This is a genomic window from Paracoccus fistulariae, from assembly GCF_028553785.1.
GTDB classification, from domain to species: Bacteria; Pseudomonadota; Alphaproteobacteria; order Rhodobacterales; family Rhodobacteraceae; genus Paracoccus; species Paracoccus fistulariae.
Window position 1 is genome coordinate 496842 of the sequence record NZ_CP067136.1, and the last position, 13502, is coordinate 510343.

13 protein-coding genes and 1 tRNA gene are annotated in these 13502 nt (G+C 63.0%); 5 read left to right on the forward strand and 9 right to left on the reverse strand.

Translation table 11 applies throughout. From position 1 onward, the window contains the following. Positions 1 to 45: 45 nt before the first annotated feature. From JHX87_RS02550 to JHX87_RS02575, 6 genes are all read right to left on the reverse strand, one after another. Entirely contained in the window at positions 46 to 885 is an 840-nt protein-coding gene (locus tag JHX87_RS02550; protein ID WP_271886241.1) for an ABC transporter ATP-binding protein, read from the reverse strand. Continuing rightward, entirely contained in the window at positions 882 to 1730 is an 849-nt protein-coding gene (locus JHX87_RS02555; RefSeq protein ID WP_271886243.1) for an ABC transporter ATP-binding protein, read from the reverse strand. Before JHX87_RS02555 ends, JHX87_RS02550 begins: the two co-directional genes overlap by 4 nt. 6 nt (positions 1731 to 1736) lie before the next feature. Beyond that, on the reverse strand, positions 1737 to 2645 hold the full coding sequence (locus JHX87_RS02560; protein WP_271886244.1) for an ABC transporter permease subunit: 909 nt from the start codon (positions 2643 to 2645) through the stop codon (positions 1737 to 1739). Further along, the gene (locus JHX87_RS02565; protein WP_271886247.1) at positions 2642 to 3649 is read right to left on the reverse strand and encodes an ABC transporter permease subunit; all 1008 of its coding nucleotides are present in this window, start codon (positions 3647 to 3649) and stop codon (positions 2642 to 2644) included. Before JHX87_RS02565 ends, JHX87_RS02560 begins: the two co-directional genes overlap by 4 nt. 81 nt (positions 3650 to 3730) lie before the next feature. Beyond that, positions 3731 to 5311 carry an ABC transporter substrate-binding protein gene (locus tag JHX87_RS02570; RefSeq protein ID WP_271886248.1) on the reverse strand — a complete coding sequence of 527 codons (1581 nt, stop codon included), beginning with the start codon at positions 5309 to 5311 and terminating at the stop codon, positions 3731 to 3733. Between the two features lie 404 nt (positions 5312 to 5715). Continuing rightward, positions 5716 to 5791: transfer RNA gene (locus JHX87_RS02575), tRNA-Ile, on the reverse strand. A gap of 151 nt (positions 5792 to 5942) precedes the next feature. Here JHX87_RS02575 and purM point away from each other — a divergent pair. Together purM and purN are read left to right on the forward strand one after the other, a co-directional pair. Next, on the forward strand, positions 5943 to 6989 hold the full coding sequence (purM, locus tag JHX87_RS02580) for a phosphoribosylformylglycinamidine cyclo-ligase (protein WP_271886250.1): 1047 nt from the start codon (positions 5943 to 5945) through the stop codon (positions 6987 to 6989). Beyond that, entirely contained in the window at positions 6986 to 7573 is a 588-nt protein-coding gene (gene purN, locus JHX87_RS02585) for a phosphoribosylglycinamide formyltransferase (protein ID WP_271886252.1), read from the forward strand. Before purM ends, purN begins: the two co-directional genes overlap by 4 nt. Positions 7574 to 7583: 10 nt before the next feature. Here the strand turns inward: purN and JHX87_RS02590 are convergent, their stop codons facing one another. Continuing rightward, positions 7584 to 8186 carry a thiamine phosphate synthase gene (locus tag JHX87_RS02590; RefSeq protein ID WP_271886253.1) on the reverse strand — a complete coding sequence of 201 codons (603 nt, stop codon included), beginning with the start codon at positions 8184 to 8186 and terminating at the stop codon, positions 7584 to 7586. Between the two features lie 81 nt (positions 8187 to 8267). Here JHX87_RS02590 and JHX87_RS02595 point away from each other — a divergent pair, with 81 nt between their 5' ends. Genes JHX87_RS02595 through JHX87_RS02605 form a run of 3 tightly spaced genes read left to right on the forward strand, consistent with a single transcriptional unit; the run spans position 8268 to position 11646 of the window. Further along, positions 8268 to 8990 (forward strand): RNA methyltransferase, encoded by a 723-nt coding sequence (locus JHX87_RS02595; RefSeq protein ID WP_271886254.1) that lies wholly within the window; start codon positions 8268 to 8270, stop codon positions 8988 to 8990. A 38-nt stretch (positions 8991 to 9028) separates the two neighbouring features. Next, a complete protein-coding gene (gene ctaA / locus JHX87_RS02600) occupies positions 9029 to 10177 on the forward strand; it encodes a heme A synthase (protein WP_271886255.1) in 1149 nt (382 codons plus the stop codon). Continuing rightward, positions 10174 to 11646 carry a carboxypeptidase M32 gene (locus tag JHX87_RS02605; protein ID WP_271886256.1) on the forward strand — a complete coding sequence of 491 codons (1473 nt, stop codon included), beginning with the start codon at positions 10174 to 10176 and terminating at the stop codon, positions 11644 to 11646. Before ctaA ends, JHX87_RS02605 begins: the two co-directional genes overlap by 4 nt. Before the next feature lie 138 nt (positions 11647 to 11784). Here JHX87_RS02605 and JHX87_RS02610 read toward each other — a convergent pair whose 3' ends face one another. Further along, positions 11785 to 12090: an ArsR/SmtB family transcription factor gene (locus tag JHX87_RS02610; protein WP_271886257.1), complete on the reverse strand. Its 306-nt coding sequence runs from the start codon at positions 12088 to 12090 to the stop codon at positions 11785 to 11787. Continuing rightward, on the reverse strand, positions 12087 to 13115 hold the full coding sequence (locus tag JHX87_RS02615) for a cation diffusion facilitator family transporter (RefSeq protein ID WP_271886258.1): 1029 nt from the start codon (positions 13113 to 13115) through the stop codon (positions 12087 to 12089). The genes JHX87_RS02610 and JHX87_RS02615 overlap by 4 nt, the downstream gene beginning before the upstream one ends. Positions 13116 to 13502: the final 387 nt, after the last annotated feature.

Sequence of the window (13502 nt, forward strand, 5' to 3'; positions counted from 1 at the left end):
TCTTCTGTGGCTCCCCGGCCCGGAGCGCAGGCCGGGGAGATGTCGTTACGCCTGTGCCCGTGCGGCCTCACGCTGGGCTACGCGGGCGCGGATCGCGTCGATATTGGTCACCGGGGTCGCCGCGAAAAGCTGGCGGGTATAGGGGTGTTTGGGATCGGCAAAGACCTCATCCCGGCTGCCCTGTTCCACCGCTTCGCCCTTGTGCATCACCAGCACCTCATCGGCGATATAGCGCACCACCGACAGATCGTGGCTGATGAAGACATAGGCCAGGTTGAACTCTGTCTGCAGATCCGCCAGCAGGTTCAGCACCTGCGCCTGCACCGACAGATCCAGCGCCGAGACTGGCTCGTCCAGCACCAGCAGCGTCGGGTTCAGCATCAACGCCCGCGCAATCGCGATCCGCTGCCGCTGCCCGCCCGAGAACATATGCGGATAGCGGTTATAAACCTCTCGCGGGAGGCCGACCTTTTCCAGCATCTCTTCGGCGCGCTGACGGCGTTCGGGCCCGGGCACATCGGTGTTCAGCGCCAGCGGCTCGGTCAGCACATCGCCGATCTTCTGGCGCGGGTTCAGACTGCCATAGGGGTTCTGAAACACCATCTGCACGGTTGACCGCATCTCTCGCGTCGGTTTTTGCGACGCGATATCGACGGGTTTGCCCTCGATCAGCAATTCGCCCTCGGTCGCGGGGTCGATCAATGCGATGATCCTGGCCAGCGTCGATTTGCCCGAGCCGGATTCCCCCACGATGGCCAGGGTTTGCCCCCGGCGGACCGAAAAGCTGATCCCCTTGACCGCGCGCACGGTCGAGGCGCTGCGGAACAGGGATCCGGGCACCTCGTAATCGCGGATCAGGTTGCGGCCCTCTGCGACGACGCTCATGCCTGTTCCTCCTCGGCTTCGGGGTTGAAGAAATCGGCCACCGTGGGCAGCCGGTCGCCGGTGGCGTTTTCGGGCAGCGCCGACAGCAGGGCGCGGGTATAGGCGCTTTGCGGATTTTCGAACAGTGACAGCACGTCTGCCTCTTCCATCTTCCTGCCCTTGTACTGCACCGACACGCGATCCGCCGTTTCGGCCACCACGCCCATGTCATGGGTGATCATGATCAACGCCATGCCGTAATCCTCTTGCAGCTTCAGCAGCAGGTCGAGGATCTGTTTCTGGATGGTCACATCCAGCGCGGTGGTGGGCTCATCCGCGATCAGCAGGCGCGGATTGGTGGCAATCGCCATGGCGATCATCACCCGCTGGCTCTGGCCGCCCGACATCTGGTGCGGATAGACCTTCAGCTTCTGTTCGGGGTCGGGGATGCCGACGGCATCGAACAGCTCGATGGTGCGGGCGCGGGCGTCGCGGCGGCTGAGCCCGACCTTGAAGCGCAGCACCTCTTCGACCTGAAAGCCGACCGTGAAGGACGGGTTCAGCGAGGCGATCGGTTCCTGAAAGATCATGGTGATCTCATTGCCGATGATCTGCCGGCGCTGGCGTGCGCTGAGGCGCTGCAGATCCTGCCCGTCGAAGATCATTTCATCGGCGGTGATGGTGGCGGTGTCGGGCAAAAGCCCCATCACCGCCAGCATCGACACCGATTTGCCCGAGCCGGATTCCCCGACGATGGCCAGCACCTCGCCCTTGTCCACCGTCACGTCGATGCCGTCGACCGCCTTGAAGCTGCCGGTCGAGGTTGCGAATTCGACGGTCAGGTTCTTGATTGTCAGAATTGCCATGATCCGTCAGCTCCGCTTCAGTTTCGGGTCAAAGGCGTCGCGCAGACCGTCGCCCATCAGGTTGATGGCCAGAACCGAGACCAGGATCGCCAGACCCGGGAAGGTCACGACCCATGGCGCGCGGGTGATGAATTCGCGCGCTTCGGCCAGCATGGTGCCCCATTCCGGCGCAGGCGGCTGCGCGCCCATGCCCAGAAAGCCCAGGGCCGCCGCATCAAGGATGGCCGAGGAAAAGGACAGCGTCGCCTGCACGATCAGGGGCGCCAGACAGTTGGGCAGGATGGTCTTGAACATCAACCGCAGATTGCCCGCACCCGCGACCCGGGCCGCGGTGACATATTCGCGGCGCTTTTCCGACATCACCGCCGCGCGCGTCAGTCGCGCGAAATGCGGCTGATAGACGATGGCGATGGCGATCATGGCATTGGTCAGCCCCGGCCCCAGCACGGCGACCAGCACCAGCGCCAGCAAGAGCGAGGGGAAGGCCAGGATCACATCCATCACCCGCATGATGACGGTATCGACCCATCCGCCGTAAAAGCCCGCGATCAGCCCGATGACGATGCCGCCGACCAATGCGACGCTGACCACGACGATGCCGATGAACAGCGAATATTGGGCGCCAAAGATCAGCCGCGACAGCAGATCGCGGCCCACCGCATCGGTGCCCAGCAGGTAATCGGGATTGCCGCCCTCTTGCCAGACCGGCGGCACCAGCAGGGCATCGCGGAACTGCGTGGCGGGGTTATAGGGTGCCAGGATCGGTGCAAAGATCGCGGTCAGGACCAGCAGCACGAAGACCACAAGCCCGATGACCGCGCCTTTGTTGCGGCTGAAATAGAACCAGAACTCTTTCAGCATCTGCCGGCGGATCTGACCGCTTGAGAGCTTGGCCGGTGTGGTTGTATCGGTCATTTGTGACGGATCCTCGGGTTGATGAGACCATAGGTCAGGTCAACGATCAGGTTCACGATCATCACGATCAGCGCGATCATCAGCAGGCCGCTTTGAACCACGGGATAGTCGCGACGCGAGATGGAATCGATCATCCACTTGCCGATGCCCGGCCAGGAAAAGATCGTCTCGGTCAGGATCGCACCGGCCATCAGCGCACCGATCTGCAGACCGATGGTGGTGATGACGGGGATCATCGCGTTGCGCAGGGCGTGGATGCCCACGACGCGGCGGGGCGCCAGGCCCTTGGCGCGGGCGGTGCGGACGTAATCCTCGCCCATGACCTCCAGCATGGCGGAGCGTGTCTGCCGCGCGATCACCGCCAGCGGGATCGTCGCCAGCACGATGGCCGGCAGGATCAGGTGCGACACGGCCGAGCGGAAGGCGCCTTCCTGACCCGACAGCAGGCTGTCGATCAGCATGAAGCCCGTCACCGGCTGGACATAATACAGCAGCGATATCCGACCCGAGACCGGCGTCCAGCCCAGATGGCCCGAGAAGAAGATGATCAGCAGCAGGCCCCACCAGAAGATCGGCATCGAATAGCCGATCAGCGCGCCCGCCATCGAGATCTGGTCGAACCAGGATCCGCGCTTGATGGCGGCCATGACGCCGATGGGAATCCCCAGCAGCGCGGCCAGCGTGATGGCGACCAACCCCAGTTCCACCGTGGCCGGGAACAGCGCCATGAATTCGTCCAGAACCGGCTTTTTGGTGATCAGCGAGGTGCCAAGATCGCCCTGCAGCAGATTGCCCAGATATGTCAGATATTGTTGCCAGACGGGCTTGTCGAAGCCCAGCTGTTCGCTGATCGCCGCATAGCGTTCAGGCGAAACACCCCGTTCGCCCGCCATCAGCAGCACCGGATCGCCTGGCAATAACCGAATAAAGCCAAAGGCCACGATCGTGATCCCGATAAAGGTGGGGATCAGATAGAGCAGTTTAGAAATGATGAATTTGAACATCGCATCCTAGCCCAAAGGGCCGCGAAAGTGCGGTTTTTCCTCTTTCGCGGCCCCAGTGATGTTACAGGAAGATGGCGGCTATTACTCGGTCAGATCCACCGTGCCGAAGGCATAATCGCCAAGCGGGGACTGATGGAAGCCGGTCACGTTCTTGCGCATCGGGACATATTGCGTCGAATGCGCCAGCGTGGCCCAGGGCGCCTGCTCCTTGAAGATCACCTGTGCCTGCTCGTACAGCTTGGTGCGCTCTTCGACATCGCTGGTGGCCTTGGCCTGTGCCAGCAGATCCGAGAATTCTTCATTGCACCAGAATGCACGGTTGGCCCCGCCTTCGGTGGCGCTGGCGCAGGACAGAAGCACCGACAGGAAGTTGTCGGGATCGCCGTTATCGCCGGTCCAGCCCAGGATGACGGCACCCTTGCGGTCGGCTTCCATCGATTTGGCCAGATATTCGCCCCATTCATAGGACACGATCTCGGCATTCACGCCGATCTTGGCAAAGTCAGCCTGCATCATTTCGGCTGCGCGGCGGGCGTTGGGCATATAGGGACGCTGCACCGGCATCGCCCAGATCTCCATCGACAGATCGGTGACGCCTTCCTCTTCCAGCATCATCTTGGCGGCTTCGATATCCAGCCCGTCATCCTCGATGGCGTCGTTATAGCTCCACATGGTTGGCGGAAGCGGGTTCTTGGCCACCTCGGCGCTGCCTTGGAACACGCCTTCGATCAGCGCCTCCTTGTCGATGGCCATGTTCAGCGCCTTGCGGACCTTGGGATTGTCGAAGGGCGCGACGGTAGTGTTATAGGCCAGATAGCCGACGTTCAGGCCCGGCTGTTCGTCCATCTTCAGATCGGGGTTGTCGCGGATCATGTCCAGATCGGCCGGCGAGGGGTAGGGCATCAGGTGGCATTCACCCGCGCTCAGCTTTTGCAGGCGGACCGAGGCGTCGGGCGTGATCGCGAAGACCAGATCGTCGATCTTGGGCGCTTCGCCCCAGTAATCGGGGTTCTTCTTGTAGCGGATCACGGCGTCTTTCTGATAGGCCACGAACTGGAACGGCCCGGTCCCGATGGGATTGTTGTTCAGATCTTCGCGCGTGCCTGCTTCGGCAAGCTGGTCGGCATATTCCTTCGAAGCGATCGACACGAAGGGCATGGCGAGGTTGGCGATAAAGGGGGCCTCGGGCGTGGTCAGCGTGATCTTGACGGTGTAATCATCCACCTTCTCGATCTTCTCGATCAGCTTGTCCATCGACATCGAGCTGTAATATTCATAGGTCAGGCCCGGAATATACTGGTGCCATTCACTGTCGGTATCTGCCTGACGGGTCAGGCTGAAAATCACGTCATCCGCGTTGAAATCACGGCTGGGCGTGAATTTGTCATTGCTGTGAAACTTGACGCCCTTGCGTAGATTGAAGGTGTATTCCTTGCCATCTTCCGACACTTCCCAGCTTTCGGCCAGGCCGGGCTCGACCTCGGTGGTGCCGGGTTTGAATTGGGCAAGACGGTTGTAGATGGTATGGGCCGCGGCATCGAATGTGGTGCCCGAGGTATAAGGCGCAGGATCGAAGCCCTCGGGCGATCCTTCCGAGCAATAAACAAAGGTCTTGGCCGACAGCGGAGCAGCCGCGATCAGTGCAAAAGCTGATGCAGTCATCAAGGTGCGAATTTTCAAGTTACCCTCCCAGGTATTGTTTTTTTTACGTCAGCAAAAGCTGGCGCGAAGTGCTCAGAATGTGGGGTAAAGGCAAAAATGGTGCAAGTAAAAACCGGACAGGAATGTTGACTTAATCCGCAATTTGGACGGATGATTGCGCAAACAATTCAGGCGGATGCCGACAAAACCCATTAGACTCAAGGACAACCGCCTGCGGTAACGGCGGCGAAGAAAGTGATCCTTGCGGTTGCATTCCGGACGCCACCCGGCCCGATTGCAAAGACCACACCCCGCACACGGCCCGCGCAAGGCAGCGTGCCGCCGCGAAAACGCAGCCTGTGGCGGGCCAACAAGGGCGAAGATGCCGCGTCAGCAGCGGATGACGAATGCAACCGGGGTGGGGATGGTAGGCCCGGAGGGACTCGAACCCCCAACCAAGGCGTTATGAGCGCCCTGCTCTGACCATTGAGCTACAGGCCCATCAACAGTCCCGACCTGACTAGACAGACGGGCAGGGCCGGTCAAGTGGAACCGCAGATTGCGGCTGTGGATCGCCCCTGCCTGCATCGCGTGATTGCCAGATCGCGGGGCTTGCGGTATCGGGTGCCTGACTCAGAAACAGGGGGTGCCGATGACCGAGCGCAGGAACGGTCTGTCTTATGCCGAGGCAGGTGTTGATATCGATGCGGGCAATGCGCTGGTAGAGCGGATCAAGCCGGCCGCGGCAGCGACCCGGCGTCCGGGTGTGATGGATGCGCTTGGCGGTTTCGGCGCGCTGTTCGATCCGCGCGCGGCAGGTTTCGACGACCCGGTGCTGGTCGCGGCGACCGATGGCGTGGGCACCAAGCTGCGGATCGCAATCGACACCGGCCATCTGGATGGGATCGGTCAGGATCTGGTTGCGATGTGCGTCAACGACCTGGTCTGTCAGGGTGCAGAGCCGCTGTTTTTCCTTGATTATTTCGCGACGGGCAAGCTGTCCGTCGACGAAGGCGCGCGGGTTGTGGAGGGCATCGCGCGCGGCTGTACGGCGGCGGGTTGCGCGCTGATCGGCGGTGAAACGGCCGAGATGCCGGGCATGTATCACGATGGCGATTTCGATCTGGCGGGTTTTGCGGTCGGCGCCATGCAGCGCGGCACGGCGCTGCCTGCGGGCGTGGCCAAGGGGGATGTGCTGCTGGGCCTCGCCTCCGACGGGGTGCATTCCAACGGCTATTCGCTGGTGCGCAAGGTGGCCGAACGTGCCGGGCTGGGATGGGCCGATGCCGCACCCTTTGCCGATCAGACCCTGGGTCAGGCGCTGCTGGTGCCGACGCGGCTTTATGTCAAACCGGCGCTGGCCGCGATCCGCGCGGGGGGCGTGCATGCGCTGGCCCATATCACTGGCGGCGGGCTGACCGAAAACCTGCCCCGCGTCCTGCCCAAGGATCTGGGGGCCGAGATCGATCTGGGCGCATGGCAATTGCCGCCCGTCTTCCGCTGGCTGTCCGAGGCCGGTGGGATCGAGACGGCAGAGATGCTGAAGACCTTCAACAGCGGTATCGGCATGATCCTTGTCGTCGCGGCGGATCGCGCGGATGCGGTCGCGGCGCTGTTGCAGCAAGAGGGCGAGACCGTCACCCGTCTGGGTCAGGTCACCGAAGGGTCGGGCGTCCGCTACAGCGGGACGCTTGCGTGAAACGCGTCGCGATCCTGATTTCCGGCGGCGGGTCGAACATGGTTCGGCTGGTCGAGGATATGGCGGGGGATCATCCCTGCCAGCCGGTTCTTGTGGCCTCGAATGATCCGGATGCGGGCGGGCTGGCCAAGGCGGCTGCCATGGGCCTGCCTACGGCGGCGGTCGATCACCGCGCCTATCGCGGCGACCGGGCGGGCTTCGAGGCCGCCTTGCTGGAACCGATTCTGGCAGTCAGACCCGATATCATTTGTCTGGCGGGCTTCATGCGCATTCTGACGCCCGATTTCGTGGAGCGCTTTCAGGGGCGGATGCTGAATATCCACCCCTCGCTGCTGCCGAAATATACCGGGCTGCACACCCATGCCCGCGCCATCGAGGCAGGCGATGCCGAGGCCGGCGCCACGGTGCATCTGGTGATCCCGGATCTGGATGCGGGGCCGATTCTGGGGCAGGCGCGGGTGCCGATCATGCCGGGCGACACGGCTGACAGGCTGGCCGCGCGGGTGCTGATCCGCGAACATCAGCTTTACCCCGCCGTGCTGCGGCGCTTCGCAAGCGGCGATCAGACGCCGCTTTACCTGTAAGCCGCAGAGCCTATCCCCACAGGGTGGACAGCGCGGCGACCGGATCGTCGCCGGTCCAGATTTCCGGGCCGATGGCGATGAAATCCGACACCGGCGACAATTGCCGGATCAGATCGCGGGTGATCGCGCCCTCGGCCACGACGGGCAGTTCGATCATCTCAGACCACCACTGGAACAGATCGAGCGAGGCAGGCTCGCCTCGCCCAAGCGCCGTATCGCCGACCGGGCCAAAGCTGACGTAATCGGCCCCTGCCTCGCCCGCCGTCATGCCGTCATGGCGCGAGGATCCGCAGAACGCGCCGACAATCGCATCCGTGCCCAGTTCCTTGCGCGCCTCGCGCACGCCACGGGTGCCGTCGGTCAGGTGGATCCCGTCCAGCCCGTGCCGTTGCGCCAGTCGAAGATGGTCGTCGATCACCACGGCCACGTCGCGCTGATGGGCGATCTCGCGGTACAGATCGGCCAGCCGGCCCAGCTCATCCTCTTCCGCGCCGCCGCGAATGCGCAGGCAGGCCACCGCAAAGCGGTCCATCACCTCGGACAAAAGCGGCGCAAGGGTCGAGGCCTGCGCGCCTGTCGGGGTCATAAGGTAAAGTTGCGGTGCGTCCGTCATCAATGATCTCCGTCTTTAGACAGCAAATAGCGCAGCTTGCCGCGCGCGACCAGACGGACTATGCGGCAGGGCATGGAACAAATGCCCTCGACCCCCGTGATTATCCTGGTTCGCCCGCAAATGGGCGAGAATATCGGCGCCGCCGCCCGTGCGATGCTGAATTTCGGCCTGACCGAGATGCGGCTGGTCGATCCGCGCGATGGCTGGCCGAATCCCCGGGCGGTGGCCATGGCATCGGGGGCTGCGGGCAGGGTGCTGGACCGCGCCCGCGTCTATCCCACGCTGGCGCAGGCGATGGAGGGCATCGATTACGCCTTTGCGACGACGGCACGGGGCCGGGAACTGACCAAGCCCGTCTTCACCCCGGCCACGGCGATGGAGAGGGCGCGTCAGGAACAGGGCCGCTGCGCGATCATCTTTGGCCCTGAACGTGCGGGTCTGGAAAATGACGATGTCGCGCGGGCCAATGCCATCGTGACCGTGCCGGTCAATCCCGATTTCCCCTCGCTCAATCTGGCGCAGGCGGTGCTGCTGATGGGCTATGAATATGGCCGCGACATTTTGCCGCCCGAGCCCGCCCCCCATCACCGCCGGGCCGAGGCAGAGCTGCCCGCCGACCGGATCGAGATCGAAAAGCTGGGCGATCACTATGAAGAGCGCCTTGATCAGGCAGGATTTTTCTTTCCTGAACAGAAATCGGCAAATATGAAGCTGAATCTGCGCAACATGTGGTCGCGTCTTGCGTTGACCCGCAGCGATGTGCGCATGTTGCATGGCATCCTGCGGCAATTGACCCGCCGCTAAGCCCGACCTACTGTCCGCCCGTTCTGAAGGAGCAAGCGATGGCCAAACGCCCCGTATTCGAGGAAGTATCGGATCCGACCGCCAGCAGCCGCCCCATTGCCACCAAAGGCATGATCGACAGCGCGCCCAAGGGTGCCCGCAGGGGCATCCGGCTGTGGCTGGTCCTGTTATTCGTGCTGGTCTCGGTGATGATTGCCATCGGCGGCGCCACGCGGCTGACCGATTCCGGCCTGTCCATCGTGGAATGGGCGCCCGTCACCGGCACCTTGCCCCCGATGAACGAGGCCGACTGGCAGGCCGAATTCGACGCCTATCAGCAGATCCCGCAATATCAGGAACTGAATGCCGATATGGATCTGGCCGGGTTCAAGCAGATCTACTGGTGGGAATGGGGCCACCGCCTGCTGGGCCGGGTGATCGGGCTTGTCTGGGCGCTTGGCTTCTTTGGCTTCCTGCTGGCCAAACGCATCCCGACCGGCTGGACGCCGCGCCTTCTGGGCCTTGGCGTGCTGGGCGGCATGCAGGGGGCCATCGGCTGGTGGATGGTCAGTTCCGGTCTGGTCGAGGGGATGACCAGCGTCGCCTCTTACCGGCTGGCGATCCATCTGGGGCTGGCCTTTGTCATCCTTGGGCTGATCGCCTGGTATGTGCTGCTGCTGGGCCGGTCCGAGGCCGACACCATGCGCGCCCGCCGCGCGGGGGAAGCAAAGCTGTTTTCCATGTCCACCGGGCTGATGCATCTGGCCTTTCTGCAGATCCTGATCGGTGCGCTGGTGGCCGGGATCGACGCGGGCCGCACCTATACCGGCTGGCCGACCATGGGCGGCGAATGGATCCCCGAGGCGATCTGGGACCCCGCCCTTGGCTGGCGCAACCTGTTCGAAAACCCCGCTCTGGTGCAATTCGTGCATCGCATGACCGGCTATCTTCTGGCGATCTTTGCCGTCGTGGTCTGGCTGCGTGCGCGCAAATCGCCGCATCCGATGACGCGCGGCGCCTTTACCGCTATGCTGGTGATGGTCGCGGTTCAGGTCGGGCTGGGCATTCTGAATGTGCTGCACGCCTCGCCCCTGGGTCTGGCGCTGGCGCATCAGGTCGGGGCGGTTGCGCTGTTCGCGCTGATCATCCGCGCGCGGTATAACGCCCGCTATCCCTATGCCACATCAGTCCGGGGGACGATCCGATGAGTGCCATGAACGATCTTCTTGCCTTTCAACGCCAGACCGAGGCGCTGTCCTCGATCGCGGAACGGCTTGGCTGGGATCAGGAAACGGTCATGCCCCGGGGCGCGGCCGAGCAGCGTGGCGAAGAGATGGCCGCCATTGAATCGGTGCTGCATGAGCGCCGCACCGATCCGCGCATCGGCGAATGGCTGGAGGCCGCGACACCGCAGACCGAGGCGGAAACCCGCGTTGTCGAACTGATTGCGCGCGATTTCAACCGCGCCAGCCGGGTGCCTGCGCGTCTGGCCTCGGAACTGGCGCGGCTGACCTCGCTGTCGCAGGGCGTCTGGGCCGAGGCGCGGGCCAAGGAAGACCCCTCGGAATTCCTGCCGACGCTGGATCAGGTCCTGATGCTGAAGCGGGAAGAGGCGGCGGCACTGGCCGATGGCGGCGATCTGTATGATGCGCTTCTGGACGATTACGAGCCGGGAATGACCGGCGCCGAGATCGCGGGCCTCTTTGACGTCATGCGTCCGCGTCTGGTGACCTTGCGCGACGATATCATGGGCGCGGATGTGCAGCCCGACGCGCTGAGCGGGCATTTCCCGCAGGGCACGCAGCTTCGGCTGGCCCGGACCTGCGCGACTGCCTTCGGCTACGACTGGACGCGCGGGCGCATGGATCTGGCCGTGCATCCCTTCAGCAGCGGCCGTTGGCAGGACAGCCGCATCACCACCCGCGTGGTCGAGCCCGATCCCTTCAACTGCCTCTATTCCACCATCCACGAGGTCGGCCATTCCAGCTATGAGCTGGGCATCGACCCCGATTACGCCTTCACCCCGCTGGGCCGAGGCGTGTCGATGGGCGTGCATGAAAGCCAAAGCCGCATCTATGAAAATCAGATGGGTCGCGGCCGCGCCTTTACCGGCTGGCTGTTCAACCGCATGTCCGATGCCTTTGACGGGCTGAACATCGCCGATCCGGACGCCTTTTATGCCACCGTGAATCGCGTCGTCCCCGGCTTTATCCGCACCGAGGCGGATGAGGTGCAATATAACCTGCATATCATGCTGCGCTTCGATCTGGAGCGTGACCTGATCGCGGGGCGTCTGGACACGGATGATCTGGTCGAGGCCTGGAACAGCCGTTTCCAGACCGATTTCGGCGTGGCGGTGGATCGTCCGGCCAATGGTGTCCTGCAGGACGTGCATTGGGCGGTGGGCCTGTTCGGCTATTTCCCGACCTATGCCCTGGGCAATGTCTATGCCGGCTGCCTGAACGCGGCGATGCGCGAGGCCACCCCCGATCTGGAGGCCACGCTGGCCGAGGGCGATGCCGCGCCCGGCGTCGAATGGCTGCGAGAGAATATCCACCGCCATGGCGGCCTGCTGCCGCCGCGCCAGCTGATCGAAGAAGCGACCGACGACGACATCACGCCCGAGCCGCTGCTGGATTATCTGGAAGACAAGTTCTCGGCCATTTACCGGCTTTGATCTTCGGGAAGTGGCAAGCCGGGCGCTGACCTTGTGGCGCTGGTCCGGGGCCTTCTTTGCCGGGCCATATGAGACGATATGAAGTACCGCAACAAGCGGCCGTGAGATGGGCCGCTTGCCGCAGGACCTCCGGTGCGATCAGTCCTGATGATCTTCCGCGACATGGCTCATCATGTCGTTCAGCATCGCGCTGACATGGTGATCCGACGCCTGATAAAAGACCTGCTTTGCCTGCCGCTCTCCTCTGACCAGCCGCGAGCCCCGCAAAAGCCGCAGGTGGTGGCTGACAAGCGATTGCGACAGGCCAAGCCCCTCGACGATCTCACCCACCGATTTCGGCTCTGACAGGCAGTACAGCATGATGCGCAGCCGGGTGGGATCGCCAAGCAGGCGGAAGGTTTCGGCAAGAATGACGATCTCGGCCTGATCACGCTCGGTGCTCATTGAACTTTCGCCGCCTGTGCAGGTTCATGGCTGTGATCGCCATGCTCATGGTCGTGGTCATGGTCATGGTCATGGTCATGGTCGTGCGCATCCGCGTCTGACACGCCTGACAGGCTGCAGGTGCTGGCCCCATCGTTCCAGTCGATCGCAACGGTCGAATGCTCGACGCCGAAGCTTTCCTTCATCCGGTGCTCGACGGCCCGAACGACGGTGCGCGGATCGGCGTCGGGTGCCGGGCGAACCTCCATCGTGGCCAGAACCCGGCCGGAGGTGATCGACCAGACATGGATATGGCTGACAGCCTCCAGCCCCGGCACGTTTTGCGTCAGGTCGCTTTCGACCTCTTCGGCCGAGACGCCCTCGGGCGCGCCTTCCAGCAGGATATGCAGCGTATTGGCCAGAAGCTTCCAGGCGCTGCGCAGCACAAGGGCCGACACGACGACCGACAGGATCGGGTCGATGGGCGTCCAGCCGGTGAAATAGATGATGATGGCCGCACCAACCGCGCCGACCGAGCCCAGCATGTCGCTGAGAACATGCAGCGAGGCGCCCTTGATATTGACGTGATCATTGTCACCACGGGTGAGGATCCAGAAGACAAGGATATTGACCAGAAGACCCGCGATGGCGACGGCCATCATCGGCCCTGCCAGCACCACATGAGGGGCCTGCAGCCGCTGCCACGCCTCATAGAGGATCCATCCGACGATGGCGAACAGCGTGACCGCGTTCAGCAGACCTGCCAGCACCTCGAAACGGGCATAGCCATAGGTGCGGCGCGCATCTGCGGCGCGACGGCCAAAGCGAAAGGCCAGATAGGCCAGCGCAAGGGCAACGGCATCCGTCAGCATATGGCCGGCATCGGCAATCAGTGCCAGCGAGCCGGACAGAAGACCGCCGATCACTTCGACCACCATGAAGCTGGCGATCAGGAAGAAGGATATCAGAACCTTGCGTTCATTGTCGCTGGTGACCTCTGGCGCGTGCGAGTGGTCGTGACCCGCATGGTCATGAGAGTGGGACATCGTAAATCTCCGAAATTCAAAATCAATAGATGAATACTTGTTCATATATTGCGTGTCAACAGGCCGCGTAGAGAGCCTGACATCGGAGGAGGAGCGCCTTTGACGTGACCGCGCAACGGAGGATTTGTGCGTTGGATCCTAATGCGCGATCTGGTCAGGGCAGGGCACGCGCCAGATAAACCACCGCAGCGGCGCGTCAAACGGGGTGGCCGTGATAGGCCGAATTCCTGTTGTGTCGAACGCCGCGGATCTTTGGCACTATGCACCGGATTTTCTGAATCTCACCAATGGGTGGCGCGGCGCACTATTGGCCCAAACGTCATGCAATTCTAGCTGGACGGCCCTTTACCACTGCCTATGCCAAGGTCGGCAGCGCGGGACAAAATC

Coding starts and splice junctions, on each gene's coding strand:
- JHX87_RS02550 (WP_271886241.1), bottom strand. CDS start 885: ATGAGCGTCGTCGCAGAGGGCCGCAACCTGATCCGCGATTACGAGGTG.
- JHX87_RS02555 (WP_271886243.1), bottom strand. CDS start 1,730: ATGGCAATTCTGACAATCAAGAACCTGACCGTCGAATTCGCAACCTCG.
- JHX87_RS02560 (WP_271886244.1), bottom strand. CDS start 2,645: ATGACCGATACAACCACACCGGCCAAGCTCTCAAGCGGTCAGATCCGC.
- JHX87_RS02565 (WP_271886247.1), bottom strand. CDS start 3,649: ATGTTCAAATTCATCATTTCTAAACTGCTCTATCTGATCCCCACCTTT.
- JHX87_RS02570 (WP_271886248.1), bottom strand. CDS start 5,311: ATGACTGCATCAGCTTTTGCACTGATCGCGGCTGCTCCGCTGTCGGCC.
- purM (WP_271886250.1), top strand. CDS start 5,943: ATGACCGAGCGCAGGAACGGTCTGTCTTATGCCGAGGCAGGTGTTGAT.
- JHX87_RS02590 (WP_271886253.1), bottom strand. CDS start 8,186: ATGACGGACGCACCGCAACTTTACCTTATGACCCCGACAGGCGCGCAG.
- JHX87_RS02595 (WP_271886254.1), top strand. CDS start 8,268: ATGCCCTCGACCCCCGTGATTATCCTGGTTCGCCCGCAAATGGGCGAG.
- ctaA (WP_271886255.1), top strand. CDS start 9,029: ATGGCCAAACGCCCCGTATTCGAGGAAGTATCGGATCCGACCGCCAGC.
- JHX87_RS02605 (WP_271886256.1), top strand. CDS start 10,174: ATGAGTGCCATGAACGATCTTCTTGCCTTTCAACGCCAGACCGAGGCG.
- JHX87_RS02610 (WP_271886257.1), bottom strand. CDS start 12,090: ATGAGCACCGAGCGTGATCAGGCCGAGATCGTCATTCTTGCCGAAACC.
- JHX87_RS02615 (WP_271886258.1), bottom strand. CDS start 13,115: ATGTCCCACTCTCATGACCATGCGGGTCACGACCACTCGCACGCGCCA.